Annotated in this window: 25 protein-coding genes; 19 read left to right on the top strand and 6 right to left on the bottom strand. The window is 43.8% G+C overall.

The window, feature by feature from the left end:
* The first annotated feature begins 50 nt into the window (after window positions 1-50).
* From QW087_03805 to QW087_03775, 7 genes are all read left to right on the top strand, one after another.
* Window positions 51-776 carry a metallophosphoesterase gene (locus QW087_03805; GenBank protein ID MEM2943845.1) on the top strand — a complete coding sequence of 242 codons (726 nt, stop codon included), beginning with the start codon at window positions 51-53 and terminating at the stop codon, window positions 774-776.
* Between the two features lie 393 nt (window positions 777-1,169).
* Window positions 1,170-2,240 (top strand): AmmeMemoRadiSam system radical SAM enzyme, encoded by a 1,071-nt coding sequence (gene amrS / locus QW087_03800; protein MEM2943844.1) that lies wholly within the window; start codon window positions 1,170-1,172, stop codon window positions 2,238-2,240.
* A gap of 117 nt (window positions 2,241-2,357) precedes the next feature.
* Window positions 2,358-3,002 carry a corrinoid protein gene (locus QW087_03795; protein ID MEM2943843.1) on the top strand — a complete coding sequence of 215 codons (645 nt, stop codon included), beginning with the start codon at window positions 2,358-2,360 and terminating at the stop codon, window positions 3,000-3,002.
* A 104-nt stretch (window positions 3,003-3,106) separates the two neighbouring features.
* Complete coding sequence (locus tag QW087_03790; GenBank protein ID MEM2943842.1) at window positions 3,107-5,077, top strand: hydantoinase/oxoprolinase family protein; 1,971 nt, start codon at window positions 3,107-3,109, stop codon at window positions 5,075-5,077.
* A gap of 142 nt (window positions 5,078-5,219) precedes the next feature.
* On the top strand, window positions 5,220-6,227 hold the full coding sequence (locus QW087_03785; GenBank protein MEM2943841.1) for an MtaA/CmuA family methyltransferase: 1,008 nt from the start codon (window positions 5,220-5,222) through the stop codon (window positions 6,225-6,227).
* Between the two features lie 450 nt (window positions 6,228-6,677).
* Window positions 6,678-8,339, top strand: a complete 1,662-nt coding sequence (locus QW087_03780; protein ID MEM2943840.1) for a methylamine methyltransferase corrinoid protein reductive activase — start codon at window positions 6,678-6,680, stop codon at window positions 8,337-8,339.
* Complete coding sequence (locus QW087_03775) at window positions 8,330-9,187, top strand: MBL fold metallo-hydrolase (GenBank protein MEM2943839.1); 858 nt, start codon at window positions 8,330-8,332, stop codon at window positions 9,185-9,187. The genes QW087_03780 and QW087_03775 overlap by 10 nt, the downstream gene beginning before the upstream one ends.
* Before the next feature lie 75 nt (window positions 9,188-9,262).
* Here the strand turns inward: QW087_03775 and QW087_03770 are convergent, their stop codons facing one another.
* Together QW087_03770 and QW087_03765 are read right to left on the bottom strand one after the other, a co-directional pair.
* Window positions 9,263-10,153: a hypothetical protein gene (locus QW087_03770; protein ID MEM2943838.1), complete on the bottom strand. Its 891-nt coding sequence runs from the start codon at window positions 10,151-10,153 to the stop codon at window positions 9,263-9,265.
* 1 nt (window position 10,154) lies between these two features.
* Window positions 10,155-10,937, bottom strand: coding sequence for a tetrahydromethanopterin S-methyltransferase subunit A (locus QW087_03765; protein ID MEM2943837.1), 783 nt, complete (start codon window positions 10,935-10,937; stop codon window positions 10,155-10,157).
* Between the two features lie 292 nt (window positions 10,938-11,229).
* On the opposite strand from QW087_03765, the gene QW087_03760 reads away from it, so the two are divergent.
* The 9 genes from QW087_03760 to QW087_03720 all read left to right on the top strand — a co-directional run bounded on the left by QW087_03760 (window position 11,230) and on the right by QW087_03720 (window position 19,651).
* Window positions 11,230-11,934 (top strand): DUF169 domain-containing protein, encoded by a 705-nt coding sequence (locus QW087_03760; GenBank protein ID MEM2943836.1) that lies wholly within the window; start codon window positions 11,230-11,232, stop codon window positions 11,932-11,934.
* A 401-nt stretch (window positions 11,935-12,335) separates the two neighbouring features.
* On the top strand, window positions 12,336-12,809 hold the full coding sequence (locus QW087_03755) for an Lrp/AsnC family transcriptional regulator (protein ID MEM2943835.1): 474 nt from the start codon (window positions 12,336-12,338) through the stop codon (window positions 12,807-12,809).
* A 300-nt stretch (window positions 12,810-13,109) separates the two neighbouring features.
* Window positions 13,110-14,327 carry a YcaO-related McrA-glycine thioamidation protein gene (locus QW087_03750; protein MEM2943834.1) on the top strand — a complete coding sequence of 406 codons (1,218 nt, stop codon included), beginning with the start codon at window positions 13,110-13,112 and terminating at the stop codon, window positions 14,325-14,327.
* Window positions 14,324-14,971, top strand: coding sequence for a TfuA-related McrA-glycine thioamidation protein (locus tag QW087_03745; GenBank protein ID MEM2943833.1), 648 nt, complete (start codon window positions 14,324-14,326; stop codon window positions 14,969-14,971). Before QW087_03750 ends, QW087_03745 begins: the two co-directional genes overlap by 4 nt.
* A gap of 205 nt (window positions 14,972-15,176) precedes the next feature.
* Window positions 15,177-16,505, top strand: a complete 1,329-nt coding sequence (gene mcrB / locus QW087_03740) for a coenzyme-B sulfoethylthiotransferase subunit beta (GenBank protein MEM2943832.1) — start codon at window positions 15,177-15,179, stop codon at window positions 16,503-16,505.
* Between the two features lie 2 nt (window positions 16,506-16,507).
* Window positions 16,508-16,930, top strand: a complete 423-nt coding sequence (gene mcrD / locus QW087_03735) for a methyl-coenzyme M reductase operon protein D (GenBank protein ID MEM2943831.1) — start codon at window positions 16,508-16,510, stop codon at window positions 16,928-16,930.
* A 5-nt stretch (window positions 16,931-16,935) separates the two neighbouring features.
* Window positions 16,936-17,709: a coenzyme-B sulfoethylthiotransferase subunit gamma gene (mcrG, locus tag QW087_03730; protein MEM2943830.1), complete on the top strand. Its 774-nt coding sequence runs from the start codon at window positions 16,936-16,938 to the stop codon at window positions 17,707-17,709.
* Between the two features lie 3 nt (window positions 17,710-17,712).
* Window positions 17,713-19,371, top strand: a complete 1,659-nt coding sequence (gene mcrA / locus QW087_03725) for a coenzyme-B sulfoethylthiotransferase subunit alpha (protein MEM2943829.1) — start codon at window positions 17,713-17,715, stop codon at window positions 19,369-19,371.
* A 4-nt stretch (window positions 19,372-19,375) separates the two neighbouring features.
* Window positions 19,376-19,651, top strand: coding sequence for a DUF2098 family protein (locus tag QW087_03720; GenBank protein ID MEM2943828.1), 276 nt, complete (start codon window positions 19,376-19,378; stop codon window positions 19,649-19,651).
* A gap of 106 nt (window positions 19,652-19,757) precedes the next feature.
* Here QW087_03720 and QW087_03715 read toward each other — a convergent pair whose 3' ends face one another.
* Complete coding sequence (locus QW087_03715; protein ID MEM2943827.1) at window positions 19,758-20,333, bottom strand: hypothetical protein; 576 nt, start codon at window positions 20,331-20,333, stop codon at window positions 19,758-19,760.
* Between the two features lie 51 nt (window positions 20,334-20,384).
* Here QW087_03715 and QW087_03710 point away from each other — a divergent pair, with 51 nt between their 5' ends.
* Window positions 20,385-20,687: a carboxymuconolactone decarboxylase family protein gene (locus tag QW087_03710; protein ID MEM2943826.1), complete on the top strand. Its 303-nt coding sequence runs from the start codon at window positions 20,385-20,387 to the stop codon at window positions 20,685-20,687.
* 2 nt (window positions 20,688-20,689) lie between these two features.
* On the opposite strand, the gene QW087_03705 is transcribed toward QW087_03710, so the two are convergent.
* Both QW087_03705 and QW087_03700 read right to left on the bottom strand, forming a co-directional pair.
* A complete protein-coding gene (locus tag QW087_03705; GenBank protein MEM2943825.1) occupies window positions 20,690-21,028 on the bottom strand; it encodes a hypothetical protein in 339 nt (112 codons plus the stop codon).
* Window positions 21,029-21,163: 135 nt separating this feature from the next.
* Complete coding sequence (locus tag QW087_03700) at window positions 21,164-22,123, bottom strand: DUF2111 domain-containing protein (protein ID MEM2943824.1); 960 nt, start codon at window positions 22,121-22,123, stop codon at window positions 21,164-21,166.
* Between the two features lie 132 nt (window positions 22,124-22,255).
* On the opposite strand from QW087_03700, the gene atwA reads away from it, so the two are divergent.
* Together atwA and mcrC are read left to right on the top strand one after the other, a co-directional pair.
* A complete protein-coding gene (gene atwA, locus QW087_03695) occupies window positions 22,256-23,881 on the top strand; it encodes a methyl coenzyme M reductase system, component A2 (GenBank protein ID MEM2943823.1) in 1,626 nt (541 codons plus the stop codon).
* Window positions 23,878-24,555, top strand: a complete 678-nt coding sequence (mcrC, locus tag QW087_03690) for a methyl-coenzyme M reductase I operon protein C (GenBank protein MEM2943822.1) — start codon at window positions 23,878-23,880, stop codon at window positions 24,553-24,555. The genes atwA and mcrC overlap by 4 nt, the downstream gene beginning before the upstream one ends.
* Here the strand turns inward: mcrC and QW087_03685 are convergent.
* A complete protein-coding gene (locus QW087_03685; protein MEM2943821.1) occupies window positions 24,547-25,143 on the bottom strand; it encodes a hypothetical protein in 597 nt (198 codons plus the stop codon). The genes mcrC and QW087_03685 overlap by 9 nt on opposite strands.
* Window positions 25,144-25,214: the final 71 nt, after the last annotated feature.

Below are 25,214 nucleotides of genomic sequence, written 5' to 3'. Positions count from 1 at the left end.
TGGTCAAAGATAAAAAATAGGAGAAAAATAAGATAATTGCGAGGCGAAAAATGGAAATTTTCGAAGTTTTTCCTGGAATCCAAATCACGAACGATCTTTGTATCCTCGTCAAATCTCATATGATTTTGGCGCTTGCCGATCTGCACATAGGAATTGAGTCTGCAATGGAACAGAATGGCTTTTTTGTACCGAGAATGCAAATGAAGACGATGAAAAATTCGCTTCAGAGGATTATTGATAAATACTCTCCTGAACAGATTATTGTAGTTGGCGATTTGAAACACGAATTCAGTCGTAATCTTGAGCAGGAATGGGACGAAGTTCGTCTTGTACTCTCATTCCTCAAAGACAGATCAAGAGTTATTCTCATTCGTGGAAATCATGATAATTATCTCAAAACGATCGCATCTAAATTGAAAATAGATATGGTAAATAAACTTGAGATAGGTGGTATTACTTTTTCCCATGGTCATCTATATGCTGAGCAAAGACCACTAATCATAGGTCACGAACATCCATCAGTAAAACTCCTTGACAGGGTGGGAGCAGCAATTAAGTTACCATGCTTTGTCCATCTAAAAGATGAAAGGATTTTAGTAATGCCAGCGTTTAGCCCGCTTGCTACTGGTGTTGATATAGTGAGAGCTGATCCGAGCGAGTGCCTCTCTCCCATTCTCCAAAAGGCAAATCTTTCGAGTGCAGAAATCTACGCATGTAGCGATGTCGGATTGCTGAAACTTGGGACTGTTGAAACGATACGATCTTTAACTGTTTGATTTTCTGCATATTTTCGTATTGAAAATTGAATTGCAGTATTCGATCAGACAAAGGTTGAAGCAGATCTAGGAATGCGGGTTTCGATTCCAAAAAATCGTAATTGCTAGGTTTCATACTGGAATATATGTGGTTTCCTCATCTGCACTTTAACTTAGATTTTTCATTGTTTGATGGTCACCCAGTACGATCAAAAATCTTTACCCGTGCGGATGATCAGGACTGAATGGAGAACTATTTAGGTGCCCACTTCCATTACATTAATTGAGGGGTAGAATGGCAATGCGCGAATGCATTGTCTGTGGGTTTCCACTTCAAAAAAATCAAATGAAATGTCCTGTCTGTGGTGCTTCTCAGAATGAAGAGGACGATTACTAAGAAAGGAATGGAAATAGATGAAGATGAAATTGGCGAGATATTGGGTCGCCGTGGGCGAGGATGAAGTTAGATGTCTGCTTTGCCCTCATCGCTGTCTAATAAAGCAAGGACAAAAAGGATTTTGTCATGCTAGGATGAATCTAGGGGGATCGCTTTATTCGCTTACGTACGGTAACATCTGCGTAAGTAACATTGACTCTATTGAAAAGAAACCTGTTTATCATTATAAACCAGGTTCAAAACTCTTGTCCCTGGGTACTTTCGGATGCAATATGGACTGCAAGAATTGCCAGAATTACTTTTTAGCAAGATCCTCTGGTGAGGATCTTGAATATAGAAATTCAGATCCAGATGATGTTGTCATAGAGGCCCTGGAAAAGGATGTTGATGGGATTGCGTGGACATTTAATGAACCGATCGTCTGGTGCGAGTTCTTGCTCGATGTTGCTCTTGGAGCAAGAAATGCTGGTCTTTTTTCGCTCATCAACACGAATGGGTTTATCGATAAAGAGGCTAGAGCAGATTTATTCAATCTCATCGATGTAGCGAATATCGATGTCAAAGGATTTAGCGAGAAGTTTTACAGAGAAATATGCAATGCGAGTTTAAATGATGTCCTAGAAACATGTTTGGCCGCAAAAGATTCGAGCGTCCATTTGGAATTGACATACCTTTTGATACCAGGATTGAATGACAGTGAAGAGGAAATAGTGGAATTTTCAAAATGGGTCTTCAGCAATCTTGGCTCTACCACACCAATTCATTTTTTCAGATTTCAACCATCCTACAAGCTGTCGCATTTGCCCGCGCAGAAATTCGAAAAATTGTTGGAAGCATGCAACATCGCTAGGGAATGTGGAATTGAATACACTTATATTGGTGGAGCAGTTGGGAGTAAACACCAGAACACATACTGTCCGGTATGCGGTGCCTTGCTTATACGAAGAGAAAGTGTGAATCCATCAAAAGTTTGCGTTAGGAATTCTGAAATCAGTCGGTTTTGTCCTGATTTTGCGAAAATTGAGATGCACCTTGAAGATGGATGCTGTCCGTCTTGCAATCATCCAATTCCTATAATTTTGATTTAATTAAATCACTATCGTTAATATATGGATAGAGGTGGATGGTGTATCCATCCATAAAAGGGTTTATAATAAGGAACCCCAATCCAAAAAACAAGTCTTAATTTGTGGAGGGAGCGCTGAATGAGTAATGAGATTCTGGATAAGCTAGCCGAAGTCGTGGTGAAGGGAAAAATCAAAGAGGCCAAGCCGCTAGCAGAGCAGGCACTCAATGCTGGAATTCTACCACAAACGATTATCTTTGATGGTCTAAGCAAGGGAATGGCCGTTGTTGGTGAAAAATACGAAAAGAAAGAATACTTCCTGCCTCAAGTTCTTTTGTCTGCCCAGGCAATGTATGCGGCATTAGACGTTGTTTTGCCAAAGCTCAAAGTAGAAGCAACTGGTGCGGCTGGTAAGATCGTTATCGGCGTCGTCGAGGGAGATGTTCATGATATAGGAAAGAACATCGTGAAGGCCATGCTGACTGGAGCGGGAAACACGATGTTTGATATGGGAAGAGACGTTCCTTTGAAGAAGTACATTGAAAAAGTACAAGAGGTAAAGGCCGATATACTCGCAACATCGACCCTTATGACCCCGACGCTAGCGGGAATGAGAGAACTAGAAAGAATGCTGAAAGAGGCTGGTTTAAAGGGTCCTGTAAAAACAATGATAGGAGGGGGAGCTACTTCCAAGGAATTTGCAGCGCAAATCGGCGCTGATGCGTGGGGATACGACGCCGTTGAAGCTGTAAAGATAGCAGCTGAGCTTCTGAAAAAGAAGTAAACTTCATCTTGATGAGAGGGCACATGCCCTCTGTAATTTTTTAATAATTTGAATCGGTTATTCGTCAGCATCAGTTTAAAGTGTCAATGTTGGTGATAATTTCGATGGCATCAGAATCAGTTCCAGCAACGAAAAAAATTGGAATGGGCATCGATACTGGGGGCACATTTACTGATTGCGTAATTGTCGATATGAATACCCGAGAAGTTCTCGCGAAAGCAAAATCTCCTACGACCTATGAAGACCTTTCAATTGGCATCAAAAACTCCGTATTAATGGCTCTTAATGCATTTCGTATGAACCCAGAGGATATACGATTAGTTGGCATATCTACAACCATTGCCACAAATTCTATCCTTCAAGGAAGGGGGGGAAAAGTTGGTCTCATAGGCATCGGTTGGAAGCCCAGTGATGATTGGAATCTTGGATGCGACGTGTATGAATTTATTAGGGGTGGCCACGATTCCCTTGGGAATCAAAATGAGCCACTTGATGTTGTAGCTGTTGATAAGATTGCCCAAGACATGGCTGGACAGGTGGATGCCATTGCAATTGCAGGTCTCTTTAGCGTGTGCAATCCCTCTCACGAAATTCGAGCGAAAGACATCGTCAGGAAATGGACAGATGTTCCTGTTGTTTTAAGTCACGTGCTGACTGGAGATCTTGGAATTTATGAAAGAGCTGTGACAGCTGTACTGAATGCGAAATTGATTCCAGTTATGCACGAATTCATGGCTTCGGTTGAGAAATCTCTTCATGAATTGGGTCTGAAGTCAAGGATCATGGTTTTCAAGGGTGATGGCGGTTTGATGTCGCTCGAAATGGCTAAGGAGCGACCTATAGAAACGATTCTATCCGGTCCAGCAGCAAGCCTGATGGGGGCAAAGGTTTTGGGTAAAGTTGACAACTGTGTTGTAGTTGATATCGGCGGGACGTCAACAGACATTGCATTTCTCGAAGACGGATTTCCGAGATTGGTCTCGGAAGGGGCAGTTGTCGGTGGATGGCGAACGAGGGTTAAGGCCGTGGATATGTGGACATGCGGCCTCGGTGGGGACTCTTGCATTTGGATCGATGATGACGGTGAATTGCAAATAGGACCTGAGCGAGTAGTACCACTGGCCGTAGCCTCTGCCTCATGCACTACTTTCAGGGAACGTCTGAGAAGATATTCTGATCTCAATTTTTATCTTGCGTCCTCTCACAATACTAAAGGTTTAAGAGAGCCAGAATCGAAGATTCTGCAATTCCTTATAGCTAATGGTCCTTCAACGCTGTTCGAGGTTATGGACGGAGTTACTGAGGTTGTATTGACAAGAGAAGTTCTCAATAGCTTGAAAAGGCGCGGTCGTGTGCTGCAGACGGGTTTGACGCCTACAGATATCATGCACGTAGCGAATCTCTACATGAGTGGGGACATCGAAGCCTCTGAATTCGGTGTTAGATATATGGCTGAAAAAGCTGGGTATTCGCGAGACGATTTTATCGAAAAAGTGCTTTTGCGAATGTCAACGCGGGTGGGGGAAGAGATCATCAGGAAAATCATTTACGACGAAACTGGCATCTCAGAAAATTCGAAAATATTGAGGAGGGTCTTACAAGCAAGTACTGGTGAAAAGCGCTTTGATTCCATGAACATCACGACGAGCTTCGACCGTCCTATAGTTGCAATAGGGGCGCCGGCCGAGATCTTCGTTGCGCCACTCGAAAAAAGAATGAGGACAAGGGTTATTATTCCGGATAATTACGATGTTGGAAATGCGATCGGTGCAGTATGCAGTCAGATTATGGAATCTATAACTGTCAGGGTCTATCCCAAGGAGGCGAAATTCCTGGTATTTGCACCAGGTACGACGCCAATTGAATATGGACACGTTGAAGAGGCTGTTGCTTCGGCGAAGTCCTACGCGAGCAGATTCGTTGCCGATAGAGTGTCAGCTGCTGGTATTGAAGGCAATGTAAGCATTAAGATTGACATTATTGAGCGCAGATTCTCAGATGGCTACGGTAAGGAAATGAAATTCATTAACTGGGTCGATGTAAGAGCAACAGCAATGGGCATACCGAAAGTATGAATGGGATTTGTTGCAACAATGTTGCATTCGAAGTTCAAATTTTGTACATATTATCACCCTTTTTCGAAACATTGAAGTAGAAAAGTTTCAATAAGATATTTTAAAAAAGGAGTAAATAACTACTACGTAAGGAGGGAATTTTGTGAACGATGGAATGAATCCAAGGGATCGGGTAATAGCAGCTTTGAATCGCAAGCCACTAGACAGACCTCCTGTTGTCTGCTTCACACAGAGTGCGACTGTGGATCAAATGGAAGCTGTAGGTGTCTACTGGCCAGACGCGCATACAGATCCTGAGAAAATGGCAACACTGGCGATGGCGGCTAACAAGGTCTTTGGACTTGAATCAGCTCGATTGCCTTTTTGTCTCACGGTTGAAGCGGAGATCATGGGAGCAACTGTAGATCTTGGTAAAATAGACAGGACGCCAATGGTTAAGAAACACCCATACGAAGCCTCAAGCGAGGTTGAGATTCCAAAGGATTTCGCTGGCCGCGGCCGTGCGAAGATTGTTGTCGAGGCCACGAAGATTCTAAAGAAAAAGGTTGAAGGAAAATTGCCTGTGGTTGTTGGTACAACGGGCCCATTTACCATTGCCGGTCACCTCGTTGGAACGGAGAACATATTGCTCTGGATTATTACTGATCCTGATGCCGTGCACAAGTTTCTGAAGATTGCTGCCGAAATCGAGCACCAGTATGTGAAGGCGATTGCGGACGCTGGTGCGGATGTCATCGTGATGAGCGACCCATCTGCATCTACAGACATGCTTTCTGGTGAGATGTTCGATGAATTTGCAGCGCCGTACATAAAGCAAGCATTCTCAAATGTTGATGCAAAGAGGGTTCTGCATATCTGTGGAGATACAACGATATTACTCGAGCATATGATGGCCACAGGTGTGGATGGATTGAGCATTGAAGAAAAGGTAGTTCCTGAGAAGGCAGTCGAAATCGTTAACAATAGAGTGGCACTAATTGGAAATGTTGGTGTGGTAAAGCCGCTCTTGCAGGGTACGCCAGATGATGTCATGAAGGATGCAAAGAGAGTCGCAAAATCAGGTTTCCACTTGGTTGCGCCCGGCTGCGGTCTTGCTGCTAGAGTGCCGAAGGAAAATATACAGGCACTTGTCAAGGCGGTAAAAGGATAATTTAAGTATCGGTGGGGTTCTATCGAATCCCACATTTAATTTTTATATGCATTTATTTGAAGGAACTCGAGAATTATTTCGTCGTTTTTTTAAGTTGGCGGCTTAAAAACATTATGTCCCAAAAATGAATTCATTTTTTCCAAGTAAACAAAGAACCGAAGCGGAAATTTAAGATGATTGAGTTATGTCGATGAGGACTGGTGAATCTTTTATTTTAAACCATTATATCACACCTTCATCTTCACTTCTATTCCAAACCAGAGAATTTAAAATGTAAATAACCAGTTGCTCGATTATAGATGGACACGGTCTGCTTTTGTAAGACAAGTCTTTGAGATTCAGAGAAAATGCACAATAGACTGAGTATAATCATCGAATATTTTCAAATTGCCATTGCATTCTTGAGTGCATCTTTAAATATGGAAATCAAAATACCCGGTGGTAACCTCCATGGCATACGGCATAGCACTTGATTTAGGAACGAGCGGCTATAGAACTCACCTGGTCGATCTTTCAAATAGGGGCAAGATAATCTCAACAGCAATCACTATGAGGCATCCGCTTCCGGGCGCAAATATCATGGATCATTTGCATTTCTGGATTGAAAATGGTTCAGAGGTTGGTCATAGAATCATTCTTGAAACCGTTGATAAGCTTATTGCGCTTCATGGTGTTAATTGTAAAGAGATAAAGAGAATTGCAGTTTGTGGAAACCCCGCTCAACTATCTATGTTTGAAGGCATTGAAGTGCGGGATCTCGCCTATGCTGGCGAATCGATCTTGAAGCGTTTAAATGTAACGAGACCCAGCCGAAGAGGGCACGTGACAACAGCTGGGACAATAGGATTGAGCTCAGTCGATCCTGAAACGGAAGTTGCAATACCGCCTGCCATTAGGCATGAAGTTGGTGCGGATGCACTTGCCATGATCATCAAGTCTCAAATGCTTGAGAAAAAGGAAACATGCATGGTTACTGATTATGGAACAAATGCTGAGATGGGACTCTATCACGATGGGGAATTGTTCAGTGGCAGTGCCGCTGCTGGACCAGCAATGGAAGGTCAACATATTTCTCATGGGATGCTTGCTGCCCCCTATGCAATTTCGGATCTCAACATTGAAAACGACGGCTACTGGTCGAATTTTGTTCTTGACGATCGCCTCGGTCCCAGAAAGGCCTCTTTGATCGATCCTAGAACTGGTGAGACTAAGAAGCTAGACGATATTGAGGCAAGAGGAATCACAGGAACTGGTGTTGTGGCAGCAGTCGCGCTCGGTCTTGAAACAGGCCTAATCAAGCTTCCAGGCATCGCAACCGAGGATAAGACACTTCATTTTCAGGACGATATTACGTTTAATGAGAAAGACTTGCGGGAAGCTGGCAAAGCTATGGGAGCTATCCGCGCTGGCCACAAGACTCTGATCGAAGAAGTTGGGATAAGGGATGAAGATATAGAAACGATGTATCTTGCCGGTGCATCGGGTACGTATGTTGATCCGATTAAGGCGCAAACATGTGGTCTAGTCCCTCGAATTGTTAAGAAGACTGTCCAAGTCGGCAATACATCCTTGATGATGGCTTATGATTTGCTGGTTGACCCATCCGTCCTTGATATGATGCAGTCCGTTGCTGATTCGATAGCTTCAAAGCATATCATGTTTGCGACATCAAAGATATTCGAGGACATATACATCAATGAGGTTGCATATTGGCTAGAGGGAATGCCGATGGATTATTACAATAAGATGTTGAAGCTCGCAGGATTGTCACCTTTACCAAACATCGTGAGGCCGGAAAAAACGCTGAGAATTGTTGACAGGGACATACCAAATGTAGGATCGAGAGGTCTGAAGACTCTAGATCACGTAGGCGTGTACTTGCTAGGTTCCTTCCCAGGTTGCAAGGGTTGTAAGAGGTGCGAGATGGAATGTCCTGAGAGGGCTTTGACGGTTGAGAAGATCGGACGGAAGGAATTCAGGATTAGGATAGCTACAGAATATTGCCTGGGGACAGCTTGCAAGAACTGTGAGCAGGTATGCCCAGATAATATTCTCAGATTTAATGAGCTCAAAATTGTCAAAAGAGAGGAGTTGGACGGTAAGTGCGGCTGATTTCTGTTGTTGATAATACATCTGCCCCTCCTTATTCGCCCTCAGGGTTGGTGAGGAGGCTGGATTCCCCGGCAAAGCATTTCCTTTCGGAGCATGGCTTTGCCATGTTGGTAGAGACTGAAAATGGCCGGAGGATTCTCGTAGACGCAGGAGCTTCTGAAGAAGTTCTTCTTCACAATTTGGAATTGCTTGAGTTATCCCCCCAGAAGATCGATGCGGTATTTGTAACGCATGGCCATTACGATCATGTCGGCGGTCTTTTACCATTCATTACAGCGAAAACTCCGATTTTTACGCACCCTAAGTCGCTTTCTCGCCGTCGCTTTTCTCTTGTAAACGAAAAGACAACCGAGCTCTCGCCTCCAAGTAAGATTTTAGAGGCACTCAGTTCTGCAAATATGATCCTAGATTCTGAGCCGAGAGAGATCTTTGAGGGTATACGCACGTCCGGGGAAATACCACGTCTATTCCCGTTTGAGCAACTTGGCAATTATATGGTTGAAGAGAACGGTGTGCTAGTTCCCGATACATTTGTTGATGAGCAAGTTCTTTTGATGAACTCGAAGAAAGGATTGATCCTCATCGTAGGATGCGGGCATATCGGAATAGTCAATATCGTTCATCATTTGAAGAAAATAACCGGTTCGAAGATATTCATGATAGCTGGTGGATTCCATCTATATTCTGGTGACACTGAGAGACTTCTGAAGACCATGGATCATCTCAAGTCGCTCGGCGTTGAACGAGTAGCTCCGATGCACTGCACAGGGTTTGAAGCCATGAAACTCATATCTGATAGGTTCACAGGCTTTGAGCTGGTGTCTGTAGGAAGCGAAATAATCCTGTAATATTGATTCATGTATGTGTTTTCATGGGATTGAAAGTATGGAATTGTAATTTGATTTCTGACAGTGGGACTTTAATCAAATATCCTGAACAGCTTGTCTTATTAATTCGTCGGCAAAGGTGGCAATCGGGAATACGGAGCGGTAATACTCAATGGGACCGTATACCACGAAGTCGGCCCCTGCCATAATTGGAATTATAGGTGAAGCAGTATCGACTTCCCGGTAAACACGCAAATCTCTTTCTTTCAGTTTTGCAAGCAAAGACCATGATTCCACAGCATTATGAACAGCACAACCCGTAGGTAATCCCCACTTTGCCTTTGAAACGACTATTGCTCGAAGAGCAGAACCTGCGTTCTGATCAAATGACATTACAGCGACATCAATTAGCGGTTTTTCGATCCCGTAATTCTTCGCAATATCGATAAGGCCATTTGACAAAATACCTCCGCCATTTTCGAGGAGGTATATCTTCCCTTTAACTCCGAGATTTCGAGGATTAAATGCAAGAAGCATAGCTGATTTAACATTCATTTGTGCGAGTGCTTCTAGTTCCCCTTGAGAACTCCCTAGGCTTAGGGTATTATAAACTACTTTGTCACCGAGACCTGTTTCGATTGCTCTCCTTATGCCGGCCAGTTTAACCTCGGAGCTAGGCGAATCGATGAACAGGGGAAGTTCAGTTAGTTCAGGTAAAAGTTTGATGTAAGAATACATGGAATCTGTGGTTTCAGCATAGATCATTAAAGCCGCATTACATTTCGTGCACGCCATCATCTCATCATGTGCACTAATGATTTCTTCAAGCCTAACCATGTCAATTTCGCCATGCATCCTATTCTTTACAATACTGTGACCAGGATAAAAAAGAGAACCAATAAGGACAGTGCGTCTTTCTCCAGGTTGTCCTCCAAAATTCACCCCGCCGATATTGAAAACTTTTTGCTCGTTTTGAAATTTAAACAAGTCAGACCCCTCCAGTTAGATATGCTCTAATCTTCGTAACCAGCGATATTGATGGAACCACGAAGATCTCATGATCAATCACATCAAATATTACGCCAAATTCCTCGGAGACAATGGCCAATGAAGCTGTTGTGCTGAGTTTTTCACTCGAGAGCCGAAGCATATGTGATGCAAATTTATCGGCAGCAAGATTTAGAGACCTTCCAATAAAACTTCCTTCCAATTTGAGTGCATTATGGCTGATAATAATAGGTTGTCCTTCAAAGGGACCTGGATTGCGCGCTACACATTCCTCAATGACCTTAATCAACGCACTTATTCTTTCATCATCGAAATGATACACGGGGTCGTATGCAATGATTTCCTCAACATCTTTGGGATAGACGAGATCAATCAATTCAACTTGCTTTCTGAACCGTTCAATTGCTTCGGGAGAAACGTTACACAAGTAAGGAACTGCAGCTCTCGTTCCGACAATGCGCATTCGCTCATCGACTCCATTCTTCCACAAACTAATCAATGCATCGCCAGGAAAGTGACCGAATTCTTCCTTCCCGCAGACAATCAAAAATCGTATTGTAGAATTGCTGACGATGTTTCCGATGATTTTCTCGATTCCAATGTTTTCGGTTTTTACAGTGCCCTTAATACAGTATTGTTTTGGTGAAAGCTCAACACGTCCTCTTCCAATAATCGCAATTGCTACCGGCGAATCACCGTCGCCGAGCTCATAGTCTCCGTCCAAAATCGGCCACACGCTTTTCAGGTTTTCAGGGTCTTGCAACAAATGAAAATAAATCTAGCTCTCTAATAATTTTCTGTGTTAGCTAATTGTGAACGGTTTCCTCGTCGCATGTGAATGGATTTGTAAATCGGGATGTATTGAGCCAACATAATTATCGTAACAGAACTACACATGTTTATTCAATTAGAGAAAATTCGAATTTTGGATCATGTATTTGAGTTCTGCGTGTAATTTTCATTGTTTTCATGTAGAATAATCAATATTTTGTGAGGCGAAATCAAATTCGACATTTTTATATATTAATCCCCTGTAATATCAACTGGTGCATTTTATGAATTGTCCTGAAGCATCAAAGAAGATTGTAGAAATTCTTGGCCTCAAGTACGAACCGGTTGCGGTGAAACTTGTGAAGAAGGGAGAATCTCCTCCCGAAGGGTATGTGGAGGTTGCATCTAGCTTAAGGCACTGCCAGTCGATAATGAGGGCAAGAAAAGGTGAGGAATTCTGGATACCGGCATCAAAGCATGCTTGCCCTGTTGGTGCGTCTGCTCTTGGGATTCTACCAACTCCCGAGAAAGTTGCTTCCGGCGAATTCCATGCAAATTTGGGAATGTTCGCATGTGCTGAAGCAGCAAAGAAGATGATTGACGCAAGACCGACTTTGCCATTGGGGGATATTATTGGGACTGTAGTTGCTCCGTTGAGTAAGGCAAGATTCAAACCCGATGTGGTGGTTGTAGTTGGCACGCCTGAACAAATTTACTGGATCTTACCTGCAGCCGCGACCTATGAAATTGGCGGTCGCGTGACTATTACTACGGCAACCATGCAAGCAACTTGTGTTGATTCGACGATTATTCCCTACATTACAGAAAACATCAACATCTCGCTTGGATGCTTTGGATGTCGAAGAAGCACTGACATTGCTCCCGAAGAAATGTATGTTGGTATTCCGTTTAGTAAATTAGATGGTATATTAAGAGCACTTGAAAAGCTTGGAGCAGGTCCAATTCCAAAATCACGATCGAAGTCCTAATTGTCCACCGCACGATTAGTTGATCGATTTTTTCGTTCACTTATTCTTTCGAATACATAATTTTTTTTCGTGATTGATATATTTTGAATTTCTTGAATTTCACGAAATTTGGCAAGTAACTTTGTTTGGTGAAATGATTTTTGCTTTAGTTTTCGGTCAAAAGGCACTATAGATAATAATGAATTTGTTTCATGTTAAGTAAAGACTGAGCGAATTCGTTTCATTTCTCGCGATAATTATATCTATTATGGTCATTAATTTGTAACAATGATGCAATCACACAGGGTTTGTTCGCCGAATGTCGCTTCATTAAAATTCCTTGATTGTTTATTGAAAAAAGAGCGCTCGATTGAATCTAGCTTTCTATGATTTCGCATAAATGATGCTCAGGAGGTGCTGAGGTGGACAAGTTAGATGTTGAGATCCTTAGAATATTAAGAGCGAATTCGAGAGAAAGCTTAGGAAATATTGCAGAGAGACTTGGCGTATCGAAGGCAACCGTCAGCAGGAGAATTTCAAGAATGGAAAGGGAGGGCTATATTTCTGGTTATACTACGATAATGAATCTTTCCAGAATGGGCGTTATGAGAGCCCTCATTTTTCTTGAGGTGGTAGGATCAGCCATCAATTCTGTGATAGAAGAGTTAAAGAAATTTGACGAGATCGAATATATCCACAAGGTGTTCGGGGACCATTCACTTATATGCGAAGTATATACTAGAAGTGTAGACAACCTCTATCAATTGATCCAGGGGAAGATTCTTACAATACCACAGATCCACAATGTGGAAGTTGATATTTTGATTGAAAGAATTTCACTTAATCCAGATGCGGACTTCAATACGGCTGCGGGCAAATCAACAAGTTCCACATGAAAATTAACGCAAATATATCGAAATCTTTTTGATGAATAACTTTAAGAAAGGTAATTTTAGATTTTAATTAATTTCAGTATCTTAGGTATTGTGCTCATGAATTCTTTGGCGCAATTTATTTGTTTCAGTAGACTTGCTGAATTAATAATCACAATGGATATGAATATTGGTTTTTCCAACTCTTTCGTCGAGGTTTATATTTCTCCATATGGTTTGCGAGATATTTCCGCAAAGAAACGAACGATTACTATTGATGTGAAAAACAATTATTTAATAATCTTTCAGTGCATGCGATATCAAATGCGACGACCCCTTCAATTGCGGTCAACCCCGAAGAAATACTTATATGATGGACATCGAGCGGTTGATCCTTCAATTACACTGAAACGCATTGAACCGCTCTGCAAGGTTGCTGGCATAACGCGCGTTGCTGATATTACTCATCTCGACAGAGTTGGAATTCCCGTATATTCGAGCGTCCGACCATCGGCTGAAACTGGAGCGATTAGTATTTATAATGGAAAGGGAGCCACAAAAGACCAGGCTAAAGTTTCCGCGATAATGGAAGGCTTGGAAAGATATAGCGCTGAATTAGGAAATCGAGAGATAATTCGAGCCACACTTGATGATATGCAATCCTCTAAACATGTTATTAATCCTAGAGAATTGATTCTTCCCCATAGAGCGATGCACTATCTCGAATTTGAGAAAATCGCTTGGATTGAAGGAATTGACCTTGGGGAAATGGAATCTATATGGGTTCCGGCCGCTGCCGTTTTTCACCCATATGCACCCAAGCTCGATATCCCCCTTTTTAGATCGAATACTAATGGACTCGCATCAGGAAACTCAATTGAAGAAGCAATATTGCACGGTCTCTGTGAGGTTGTAGAAAGAGATGCATGGTCCATTTGCGAAGCACACAGATGTGTGAAAGCAGATCTAGTACTCGATACTGAAACAGGACTTGTTCATGATCTTGTACAGAAATTTGAATCTCAAGGAATATCAATTCACATGAAAGACCTTACCAGCGATATCGGCATACCGACGATAGGCGTTGCCGCAGATGATTGGAAAACGAGAGATGCTACTCTTTTGGTTATGGGAATTGGAACTCATTTGAATCCTAATATAGCGGCAATTCGTGCTCTGACAGAAGCGGCGCAAAGCCGCGTGACACAAATACACGGAGCAAGAGAGGACACTGTGCGGGCAAAGTTCAGACAACGTTTAGGCTACGAAAGAACCAAAGCAATCAACAGTATGTGGTTTTCAGATTCTGGCAAAAGAATCGCATTGTCTGAAATGCCGCCTCTCGACACACTGGATATTTATGAAGATATTATGATTGTATTGGAGAAGATAAAGCAAAGGGGATTTAAGAAAATTATAGTAGTCGATCTTACTCGACAAGAGCTCAATATCCCCGTCGTTAGGGTTATCATACCTGGATTGGAGGTTTTTGCACTCGACGAAGAGCGATATGGACCCAGATTAAGGAGTAATGTCTCATGAGAGCTGTGATTTACGTTGGACCTAGTCTACCACACGAACTAGCGCGTAAGATACTATCTGCAGACTACAGACCTCCGATCAAGAGAGGAGATCTTGTTCATTTGTACGACGAAGAAGATATTGTTGTTGGGATAATTGACGGCGTCTTCTTCAGCGAATCTGCGGTTGGTCATAGGGAGATCTTAGAACTCATCAATCGAGGCATCAAGGTAATTGGGGGAGGCAGTATGGGAGCGTTAAGAGCATCAGAACTCTGCGATTTCGGGATGATGGGAGTTGGAGAAATTTTTCGATTGTATCGTTCAGGAGTGATCGAAGGTGACGACGAAGTCGCCTTGGCCTTTGATCCTTTGACTTTTTGCCCGCTATCTGAGCCTTTGATTAACATAAGACATAATCTTGAAAACGCTGTCGCCCACGGAATAATCTCATCGCGGGATTATGAGGAGCTGATTAAAGAAATCAAGAAAATTTACTTTCCTATGCGATCGTATGATTTACTCAAAAGTATCGCCGCAACGAAATTAAAACAACAAGACTATTCTCGATTTTTATCGTATTTGGAAGAAAATAAAAAAGACTTGAAGCGGCAAGATGCCGAATTGGTTGTCATGACCATCAAAGATTTAATAGGATCTCTCTAATAATAAATAGTCGTTAAGATGCGTTTGTTCGATGTCTGGCTAAATTCCGCTGGGTAATCAATTGTTTAGCATGGATGGAGTATCCATCCATAATCAAAAATATAAGGTAGCTCGCTTTAATGAAATATCGCAAGGGGATCGATTTTCACTGTCTTCGAAATTCTTCGGAGACTCTGAAGATCGGAAAAAAAGAGGGAGGTATTGAATGGCGAAGTACAAGGACAAAGTGGACTTGTATGACGATAGGGGCAAGCTGATCGAAAGTAATGTGCCGCTTGAAGCCATCAGTCCTCTTTACAACCCTGCAATCAAGAGAACGGTAGCTTTGGCCAAGCGAGTGGTCGCTGTTGATCTGGCCGGAATTGAAAAGGGACTTAAGACCGGTAAGGTTGGCGGTGGCCACATTAAAGGAAAGGAAATCGATGTGGCGATTGTTGCGAACGCGGAAAAAATTGCAAAGGCAGTTCGCGACATATTGAAAGTGGCCAAGAATGACGACACTGAGGTTGCCGTACTTGCAGATGGGAAGAAGATGATCGTGAAAGTTCCCTCAGCAAGGCTAGAGGCAGGCGTGGAGTATACAACGGGCTTCACGGCTGCCGCCGCCGCGGTAACTCAGGCGATCATCGAGCTTTTCAACATCGATATGTTCCGTGCAAACATGGTGAAGGCTGCCGTTTGGGGTAGGTATCCCCAGACATTGACATTTCTAGGAGCAAATGTTAAATCGATCCTAGAAGTGCCTCAGAACAATGAGGGTGCAGGGTATGCATTGAGGAATATCATGGCAAATCACATAGTGGCACTGACTGGCAGAAATGCCATGAATGCGGCAGCCCTTGCGTCGATATTTGAGCAGACTGCGATGTTTGAGATGGGAGACGCAATAGGACCATTTGAGCGATTGCACCTGCTGGGTCTTGCATACCAGGGTCTCAACGCAAACAACATGGTATACGATATTGTGAAAGAGAACGGCAAGACTGGAACTGTCGGTACTGTTGTAGGCTCAATCGTCGGCAGAGCGATTGAAGACAGGGTCATTAAGGTGAAAGAAAAACTACCGTCGGGATACAAGGTATATACGACTAACGATTTCGCTCTATGGAACGCATATGCAGCTGTAGGTATGCTTGCTGCAATAATGGTGAACTGCGGTGCAGCTAGAGCTGCGCAGGGTGTACCATCGACGATTTTGTACTACAACGATTTACTCGAGCACGAGACCGGACTGCCTGGTGTTGACTTTGGTCGAGCAATGGGTACATCGGTTGGGATGTCCTTCTTCTCGCACTCGATTTACGGCGGTGGAGGACCTGGACTATTCCATGGAAATCACATCGTGACTCGACACTCAAAGGGATTTGTCATACCTGCGATTGCAGCAGGTTGTGCACTCGATGCCGGTACGCAGATGTTCTCTCCCGAAGCGACATCAGGGCTTGTGAAAGAGGTATTCGGTGACATACCTGAGTTTAAGTCACCCATCAAAGTGGTCGGAAAAGAGGCTAAGAAGCTAAAGGATGTGATGTAGGAATGCCCGCTGAATCCATGCCGGAGCCGGTGCCGCTACCCGAAGTCATGATATTTCCTTTCAGATTGCTCTCTGCTGAAACAACGGAGAAATTGTTAAACAAATTACACTCAATCAATCACGTGAGACAGATCAATGTGCAAGGTGAGTCTCTTCCCGAAAAGGTATCGATGGGTCCTGGCGCAGGACTGCCAGTAGAGCACAGCGAAAGAAAGGTTATTGAGGTAGCGGGTAAGAAGATAGAACTCAAGGTCCAAGTGGGTCGCATATTCGTCGAGATCGATGACATCGATCACGTCGAAGCGGCTCTAAGGGATATTGAGAATGTATGTAAGGAAATACTTCCATTCGGCTTCGACTTGGAAGTTGGAAGGTATTCAAAATATAAGCCTACTGTTTCCGATTATATGAAAGGAGCGAGGTGATTTAAATGGTATATAAGAGGCAGTTGTATCCCGGAACAACGATTCCGGCTAAGAACAGGCGGAAATACATCGATCCAGAAGTCAAGTTGGAAAAGCTCCGCGAGCTCTCCATGGAAGATGTTGTGAAGATCCTCGGTCACCGACAGCCCGGTGAGGAGTACAAGAGCGTGCACCCGCCACTTGAAGAAGGAACCGAACCTGATTGCCCAATCAGACAGTTAGTTGAACCGATACCAGGTGCGAAGGCGGGGGACAGAATTAGATATGTCCAGTTTACAGATTCTGTCTATTTTGCCCCGATTGTTCCATACGTGCGAGCATGGATGAACGTCAGCAGGTTCAGGGGAGTTGACACAGGTACGCTATCTGGAAGGCAGATTATCGAAATGCGGGAGCGTGACCTAGAAAAGGTAGCCAAAGAACTCATCGAAAGTGAGACATTTGATCCTGCCAGGACTGGTATTAGAGGAGCAACGGTGCATGGGCATGCATGCCGTCTTGATGAAAACGGCTTGATGTTTGATGCATGGCAAAGGTACCGGTGGAATGCGAAGAAGGGCGAAGTCGAGTATGTGAAGGATCAAGTTGCAATCCCACTAGATAAGCCGATATCCGTTGGAAAGCCGCTGCCGGAGTCGGAGCTGAAGAAGCGCACGACGATGTTCAGGGTCGATGGAGTTGATATGAGAGAAGACAAAGAAGTTATGATGGTCAACCTGAGAATACACAGGTTGAGAACTTTGGCTGGATTTCAGCCCTACGCTCTTAAGGGGGTGTAAATAATGGCCCAGGAAAAGTTATTTATTCAGGCGATGAAGAAGAAATTCAAAGAAGACCCCACAGAAGTTCACACAACATATTATTCCTTTGGCGGCTGGAGGCAGTCAAAGAGGAAGAGGGAGTGGGTCGAGCAGGCTAACAAGATTGCTAAGGAAAGGGGCATACCGATGATGAACCAGGACATCGGTGTTCCCCTGGGTCAGAGAGTTCTCATGCCCTATCAGCTCTCGCACACTGATATCTTCGTAGAGCCTGATGATCTGCACTTCATCAATAACGCAGCGATGCAACAGGCATGGGATGATATTAGAAGAACTGTGATAGTTGGTCTGGATACCGCACACCAGGTTATTGAAAAGAGGTTGGGTAAAGAAGTTACTCCGGAGACAATCAACGCTTACCTTGAAGCGGTAAACCACACGATGCCTGGTGGGGCTGTCGTACAGGAGCACATGGCAGAGTGCAGTCCCGCATTGACAGCAGACTGTTATGTAAAGGTATTCAGCGGGAACGACGAATTGATTGACGAGATCGACAAGCCCTTTGTTATTGACATCAATAAAGAGTTCCCAGCTGATCAGGCAAAGCAGCTTAAAGAAGCGATTGGCAACACTCTTTGGCAGGTTGTAAGGTGCCCGACGATTGTTGGTCGTACATGTGATGGAGCAACAATGTCTAGATGGAGTGCAATGCAAATCAGCATGGCCTTCATTACATCGTATAAATTAGCAGCAGGAGAGGCGGCAATTGCCGACTTTGCATTCGCTGCAAAACACGCCGCCGTCGTGGAAATGGCAACGATGATGCCAGCAAGAAGAGCAAGAGGTCCCAACGAGCCAGGAGGATTGCCCTTTGGATACCTTGCTGACATAACTCAATCTTTCAGGAAGTATCCTGATGATCCAGCGAGGGCCGCGCTAGAAGCTGTTGCTCTTGGCGCTGTGATCTATGACCAGATTTACCTCGGGTCGTATATGTCTGGTGGTGTTGGCTTCACGCAGTACGCAACGGCTGCTTATACAGATAACATACTGGAGGACTACACTTATTATGCTGTCGATTTGATCAAGAAGAAATACGGCGGACTAGCGAAAGCTAAACCGTCGATGGAGTTGATAGAAGAACTGGTTACTGAGGTCAATGGATACGCTCTCGAGATGTACGAAAGATACCCAGCTGCAATGGAAGCTCACTTTGGCGGATCCCAGAGAGCTACTGTTGCTGCTGCTGCAAGCGGAATCGCATCTGCAATGGCAACTGGCATTGCCGATGTTGGTGTGAATGGATGGTACCTCTCGATGTTGCAGCACAAGGAACGCCTCGGTAGACTGGGATTCTATGGTTACGATCTGCAGGATCAGTGTGGTTCGGCAAACAGCTTTGCCTATAGGAGCGATGAGGGTTTACCATTCGAACTGAGAGGCCCCAACTATCCGAACTACGCGATGAACGTCGGGCACATGAGTGGTTATGGTGGTATTGCCTGTGCAGCCCACGTTGCAAGGGGCGATGCATTCTGCTGCCATCCATTGATCAAAGTGGCCTTTGCAGACAAGAACCTACCATTTGACTTCGCGAATATCACAAGGGAGTTCGGCCGTGGCGGTCTGAGGGAGTTCAGGCCTGCTGGTGAAAGAACTGTAATCATTCCTCCAGCGTGATCTCATGAATGTTGGCGACTACGCGAGGTACAAAAATACTGGAACAGTGGGCAGAATCGTGGAAATCAAGGTCGAGGGTAATGTCACCTGGGCACTGCTCGATACCTACAATTTATACTATGATCTATCAACGCTAGAAGAAGCAGGACCTGAGGAACATCGCGTAGCCGCTGAAAAAGAAAAGGGACTGGAGGAAAAGATCGAGGAAATCAAGAAAACTCGAGAATCCCTTGAGGAGGCTGAAAAGGTATTTAGCCGGATCACTCCTTCAGGGACTTAATTTTTTTCTTTTATTTTTGTAAAATAAAGTAAAAATCTAACTACGATTGATGTCCTGCGGTTGATATGAATCGTTTCATAAGTTATCAATATTAATTTTTTTGCAATCACTCTTTCGATTCTTCTTCTCCTTCAATATCAAATCCTATCAATACGCTTGCTAGTTTGGGATCATCATCGACGCCGTGCGATTTCCGTATCAGCATGTCTCCGATTGGAGAAGGACTACATGACACCACATTCTTTGTATATTTGAAAGCCTCGACTTCGGGAAATCTAACAGGAGGCATAAGGAAGAATTCCTTTGAACCAGGTTTTGGTTTTCTATGTGGAAACACAATGAAGTCATCGGATAAGTAAATGATGTCATCAATGTCCCTTAATTTTCCTTTATCTTTTTCGAGCACTTCCTGCCCTAGAATTGTCCCATCCTCAGCAACCAGATAGATCGTAGGCTCAGGAGGCGGTCTGAACATTTTATTCTTAATGATACACACGACATGCTTTCTTCTGAGGCACTCTTCGATTCCCGTATTCCTCACTTCAATATCTAAAGTTGCCTTGATATGCTTCTCAATTTCTGCTAATTTATCTCGAACAGCTGGAGAGACCTCAAAAGCATAAACAACGCCTTCCAAGTGCTTCAAGCCCTCAACGATTTCCTGCACAACTCGCCTCGACACGAATACTCGAAATGGTATTTGATATAATATAGATGGCGCATATCTTCATGTATGAGTCTGGAATTACTTTCGAAGCAAAAGCCCGAGGTCATTCGAGCGCTTTATAGACTGAAGGTTGAAGTGTTCAAGAATGGCGCGTTGCCTACAAAGGTCAAGGAATTGATCGCCGTTGCTATAGCATGCCTTCTGCGATCTGAGATTTGTCTGGAAACTCACATTGAAGCAGCGGTCGCGAACGGAGCGACAAGGGAGGAGGTGCAAGAAGCGATGCTAGTAGCGATGTATCTTGCGGGCCCAAGTGCAGTTGTCTGGACTGATAAAATTGATGAGCATATTGATATCTCAGGAGCTTAAATTCAGCAGCCTTCGAATCTGATGATGACGTCTCTCTTAAGGGCGAGTCCGCTGACAATTTCAATAGATTTCAATATCGCTACCGGGACAGGACACGCACTATGCTTCAAAAAATTTCCGGATATTAGGTAAACGGGATTTCTGGAATAAGGCATGGATAGAGCTTCAAAAGGCTCTATTGTGTTAAGATGTCTTCCAAGTTCCTGTACAGATGGACACTCGCTTCGCAACACGATACGAACCACCCCTTTTTCAATGCGAGCGGTGACAAACGTATTAAATCTGCAAATACCAGGATCTACAGCTGCTACTACTTCTCTGCAATTATTGTTATTATCCATTCTATCCTCTTGATTTTTCTTATATTCCATTTAATTGTCCTATAGACTTTTAACCCTATTCCTTCTTCATACATCCCATTACAAGAACCAGCCAGTAAACATCCAAAAGAAGAAGGTCATTGAATTGGAACTCACTTAAAGCTGCTCTTTTCTCATCCTATTCAAAATTTCGAAAACCGCACCCTTTGTAATATCAACAACACCTATCACCGCCACTGCCTCCCTCTTTTTCAATATTGGAACTGCAACAATCGGGACTCCGCGATAAGGCCCACTGGGAGAGATCTTCCTGACGATCTGATTCTTCTTGAGTGCCTCTTCAAGGACTGGTCCAGTATAGTTAGTATCGATTACTTCTCCTTCCTCGCATCTCACACCGTAATGATTCCTGCTTCGCATCGTCAGTGGAAGGCGTCCTACGAGTTCATGGATGGCAAGTGCCAAACACTTGAGATCCTCGGCTTCTGAATCTTGCGAAATGAAGGTTGCACTGTCCTGCCAGCAGGGCTGTCGCTGTTCGTCGAGGGCAAGCGCGGCGCTAACGGCACCCCTTTCGGCCGTTTCATAGGTATAAGCAGTCCCAATGATTATTGCATCGCCAGTTTCAATGTGAAATAGGCCACGTAGCGCATCTTCGATTTCCTTTGTTGGGTATTTGTCATTATCGGGAAATATGACTTTCCCATCTCGGCACACGAGTGTGGTTGCACCCAGTGCCCCAGCTCTTACGGCTTCATCTCTCTGTTCACAACCCATTCTTATCAAATGCGCCCTGCCCTTTGCAAGAACCCCGCAGTGATGTTTACCTATTGCGATACCATCTATGTCTACTTTTCTTGCTATTATACCGCAATTGTCAAATTTCTTCTTTCCCTTCTCTGTGAGTATCGCACCGCGATTTGTGTTTTCCGCACAACCCTCCTTAACCATTTTTTCGAGTATGGTCCTGGTACTACCTTCTCCCAACATGAGAGCACGAGAGAGGGCCTTCCGGCCTAGTGGTCCATGATTCCTCAATAATGAATAAGCCTTCCATACATGATACGGAGAAAATTTCGGTGTCGGGCCGCCTAGATTGTAATTGTATAGTACCATGGTCAATAGGATGGATAGTACATCCATCCTATTAACTTTTCTTGACTAAACAGGGTTAAGAACCTTTCTAGTATAACAATCGTGATACATCTGGCAAAGCATTTATATGCATATGTATGTAACCCTTTCGGTATGTCCTCGGAACCCATTCCGCTCGTTATCGTCGACAATGTATCCAAGGTTTTTAACGGCAATACTGTACTGCGGGACATAAGTGCAGTGATTAATGTCGGAGAAGTTCTTGGGCTAATAGGTAGAAGTGGATCAGGCAAATCAGTATTCATTAATATGTTAAGGGGAAACCCTGATTATAAACCGGATTCCGGAAGGATTATTTTTAGGGTTTCCGTATGTTCTAATTGCGGCAGGATTGATAATCCAATACCTCATTCTGCATGCAAATACTGCAAGGCGGAGATGCGTATTAAGGAAGTTGATTTTTGGAGCCTTCATGAAAGAGATCCACTTAGACTTGCGATAAGGGATCGTGTTGCTATTATGCTGCAGAGGACATTTGCGCTCTACGGCGATCTGACTGTTATCGAAAACATATTTGAAGCGCTCGGCAATCGATATAGCGAAAGGGAAAAGGTGGAAAAAGCCATCGAATTACTAAGGTTGGTCAATCTTTCTCACCGAGTGACGCACATTGCGCGGGATTTGTCAGGCGGCGAAAAGCAAAGAGTCGTTTTGGCGAGACAGTTAGCTAGAGATCCAATATTGCTCCTTGCAGATGAGCCAACCGGTACGTTAGATCCTCAAACTGCTGATTTGGTCCACAACACACTAATTAATGCGGTTAGAAAGAACGGGATGTCTATGGTTGTTACATCCCACTGGCCAAAGGCGATCAACAGACTGTCAGATAAGGCCATATGGCTTGAATCTGGCGAGATGGTGAAGCGCGGTTCTCCCGAAGAAGTAACAAGAGATTTTATGATCGGTTTTGGTCCCAGGGAAACAGAACCAGTTGCAATAGGACAACCGATCATCAGGATTGAGAATGCAAAGAAATATTATTACTCGATCGTAAGGGGTGTCGTCAAGGCCGTTGACGGCGTCAGCTTCGAGGTCGGAGAGAAAGAAATTTTCGGTTTGGTGGGTTTGAGTGGAGCTGGTAAAACAACGCTCTCTAGGATGATATCTGGCATAACTCCTCCCACAGACGGAAAAGTGCTGATCCGCATCGGAGATGATTGGGTTGATATGTCTGAAACTGGTCCGATGGGAAAAGGACGGGCAACGCCGTATATTGGAGTACTCCATCAAGAATATTCGCTTTATCCCTTCAATACGGTTCTTCAGAATTTAACAGTGTGTATAGGAATGAAAATGCCTGCAGAGCTGGCTAAAATGAAGGCAATCCAAGTACTGTCAGGGGTTGGTTTCAACCTGAAGGAAATTGAACGTCTACTGCGTACGTATCCTGATGCTCTCAGTGTTGGAGAAAAGCAGAGGATCGCTCTCGCCCAGGTGCTTATTCGTGAACCTAGAATAGTAGTACTAGATGAACCAACAGGGACAATGGATCCCATAACAAAAATCTCTGTGGCTAAGTCTGTGCTGACGGCGAGGAAGGAACTTGGAGAAACTTTTCTTGTTGTGAGCCATGATATGGATTTTGTCGTTAATTGCTGCGACCGCGCAGCATTCATGAAGAATGGAAAGATTGTTGCTATTGGCGATCCTAGAACCATTGTTGCTGAGTTCGGAGACTTGAGCGAGGAATTTGTAGCTCACGGCGGGGTCGAAGCGTGAAGGAGAAAATCGGTCGACATACGAAATTTGTAGAATGCCGAGAATCTCGAGGGTTGGGAATCGGTGGCGGCTTAGCACAGCGGGCTACAATCTCTGAGAGTGGAAGAGACGTCGTGGCAATAGCAATGGGACCAGGAAAACGTCATATAACGAAGCCTGTATGCGAGATCACGTACGCTTTGAGAGAAGAAGGAATCGACACTAGTGTGATTGTGCTGAATGCAGGTGCCGGCGTACCCGCAGACGCTCCAGATGTAAGTACGGGGTCGATTTTTGGACTTGATCCTATTGAGGTTGATCGAATACAGCAATTCAAATTAGCATTGATTCATCTTGGTAATGTGCGCAACCACCTCATTTACAAGGCACGCCTAATTTTAAGAAATGTTGATCTTCCTGCGATCATAGTTTGTCAGGCACCAGTTGATTTTGAAGACTTTGCCAGGATTGGTGTGAAAACCCGTCTCGTAATGCCAACGAAAGAAAACATAGGCACGAAAGGAACGGTTGTTGATATAGTCACTGGCGTCATAAGGGGCGTTACATGTCCCCAATCGAAACTCGATGAAATTGTTTCGAAGGTAAAACGAAATCTGCAGGCTGAGAAGCAAAAGGGAAAAATTCCAGGCACTCTAAGAACTGATGTTGCGGAGGCAATCGAAACTTCATCTTGATACGATTTCGTCGATATCAAAACCGATAAGGTGTGTCCAGAGCTTCGGTTCGAGATGACCAGTGAGACACCTAATGAAGTAATCCGATAAAGTTGATATGCTCCCTGAGGTGACTCTTTTGATGTGTTTTATTCCATCTAGTCCATGAAATTCCATTTCAGGGATCAAAAAGTAAGGTTCTCCTTGTATTTCTACATCTGAGTATAGTACGAAGTCGTCGCTCAAAAAGTACACGTCATCTCTTTTCTGAAGTGATGCCTGTTTAGCAGTACTTACGTATTCGCCTATAATTTGGTTTTTTTGATCAATGAGATATATTCTGTGGTCTGATGCGATTTCAGGGATCGCAATTTTGTCTATCACGATTACTATACAAATTTCTCTATTCAATGCCTCCCAAACGCCTTTGTTTGTAAATGGCATGAGTCCGCCAACCGCCCCGTTTTCTTCCGCTTTCTTCTCGAGAGCGATGATTTTGCTCTTCAAAGTTTCATCAAGAAAAAGCACATCTTTTATCCCGGGTATTGATCTGAGCTTTTCTTCAACGTCCCTTATTATCTCCTCTTTTGTGATCATTTCTTTCGCCATTGGCAATTGAGACTATTCAGACTTTATTTTTTTTCAATTTTTGCTCACGTTTGATATCAAGTTCTCCTTCA

The sequence above is a fragment of the Methanomassiliicoccales archaeon genome, from assembly GCA_038850735.1.
Lineage (GTDB): Archaea > Thermoplasmatota > Thermoplasmata > Methanomassiliicoccales > JACIVX01 > JACIVX01.
Note: the sequence above shows the minus strand (reverse complement) of the source record. Positions and strands in the feature narration are given on the sequence as shown.

What these genes read in the sequence shown, in the direction of transcription:
- QW087_03805 (MEM2943845.1), top strand. Translation starts at nt 51, where the DNA reads ATGGAAATTTTCGAAGTTTTTCCTGGAATCCAAATCACGAACGATCTT.
- amrS (MEM2943844.1), top strand. Translation starts at nt 1,170, where the DNA reads ATGAAGATGAAATTGGCGAGATATTGGGTCGCCGTGGGCGAGGATGAA.
- QW087_03795 (MEM2943843.1), top strand. Translation starts at nt 2,358, where the DNA reads ATGAGTAATGAGATTCTGGATAAGCTAGCCGAAGTCGTGGTGAAGGGA.
- QW087_03790 (MEM2943842.1), top strand. Translation starts at nt 3,107, where the DNA reads ATGGCATCAGAATCAGTTCCAGCAACGAAAAAAATTGGAATGGGCATC.
- QW087_03780 (MEM2943840.1), top strand. Translation starts at nt 6,678, where the DNA reads ATGGCATACGGCATAGCACTTGATTTAGGAACGAGCGGCTATAGAACT.
- QW087_03760 (MEM2943836.1), top strand. Translation starts at nt 11,230, where the DNA reads ATGAATTGTCCTGAAGCATCAAAGAAGATTGTAGAAATTCTTGGCCTC.
- QW087_03750 (MEM2943834.1), top strand. Translation starts at nt 13,110, where the DNA reads ATGCGACGACCCCTTCAATTGCGGTCAACCCCGAAGAAATACTTATAT.
- QW087_03745 (MEM2943833.1), top strand. Translation starts at nt 14,324, where the DNA reads ATGAGAGCTGTGATTTACGTTGGACCTAGTCTACCACACGAACTAGCG.
- mcrB (MEM2943832.1), top strand. Translation starts at nt 15,177, where the DNA reads ATGGCGAAGTACAAGGACAAAGTGGACTTGTATGACGATAGGGGCAAG.
- mcrD (MEM2943831.1), top strand. Translation starts at nt 16,508, where the DNA reads ATGCCCGCTGAATCCATGCCGGAGCCGGTGCCGCTACCCGAAGTCATG.
- mcrG (MEM2943830.1), top strand. Translation starts at nt 16,936, where the DNA reads ATGGTATATAAGAGGCAGTTGTATCCCGGAACAACGATTCCGGCTAAG.
- mcrA (MEM2943829.1), top strand. Translation starts at nt 17,713, where the DNA reads ATGGCCCAGGAAAAGTTATTTATTCAGGCGATGAAGAAGAAATTCAAA.
- QW087_03720 (MEM2943828.1), top strand. Translation starts at nt 19,376, where the DNA reads ATGAATGTTGGCGACTACGCGAGGTACAAAAATACTGGAACAGTGGGC.
- QW087_03710 (MEM2943826.1), top strand. Translation starts at nt 20,385, where the DNA reads ATGAGTCTGGAATTACTTTCGAAGCAAAAGCCCGAGGTCATTCGAGCG.
- QW087_03705 (MEM2943825.1), bottom strand. Translation starts at nt 21,028, where the DNA reads ATGGATAATAACAATAATTGCAGAGAAGTAGTAGCAGCTGTAGATCCT.
- QW087_03700 (MEM2943824.1), bottom strand. Translation starts at nt 22,123, where the DNA reads ATGGTACTATACAATTACAATCTAGGCGGCCCGACACCGAAATTTTCT.
- atwA (MEM2943823.1), top strand. Translation starts at nt 22,256, where the DNA reads ATGTCCTCGGAACCCATTCCGCTCGTTATCGTCGACAATGTATCCAAG.
- QW087_03685 (MEM2943821.1), bottom strand. Translation starts at nt 25,143, where the DNA reads ATGGCGAAAGAAATGATCACAAAAGAGGAGATAATAAGGGACGTTGAA.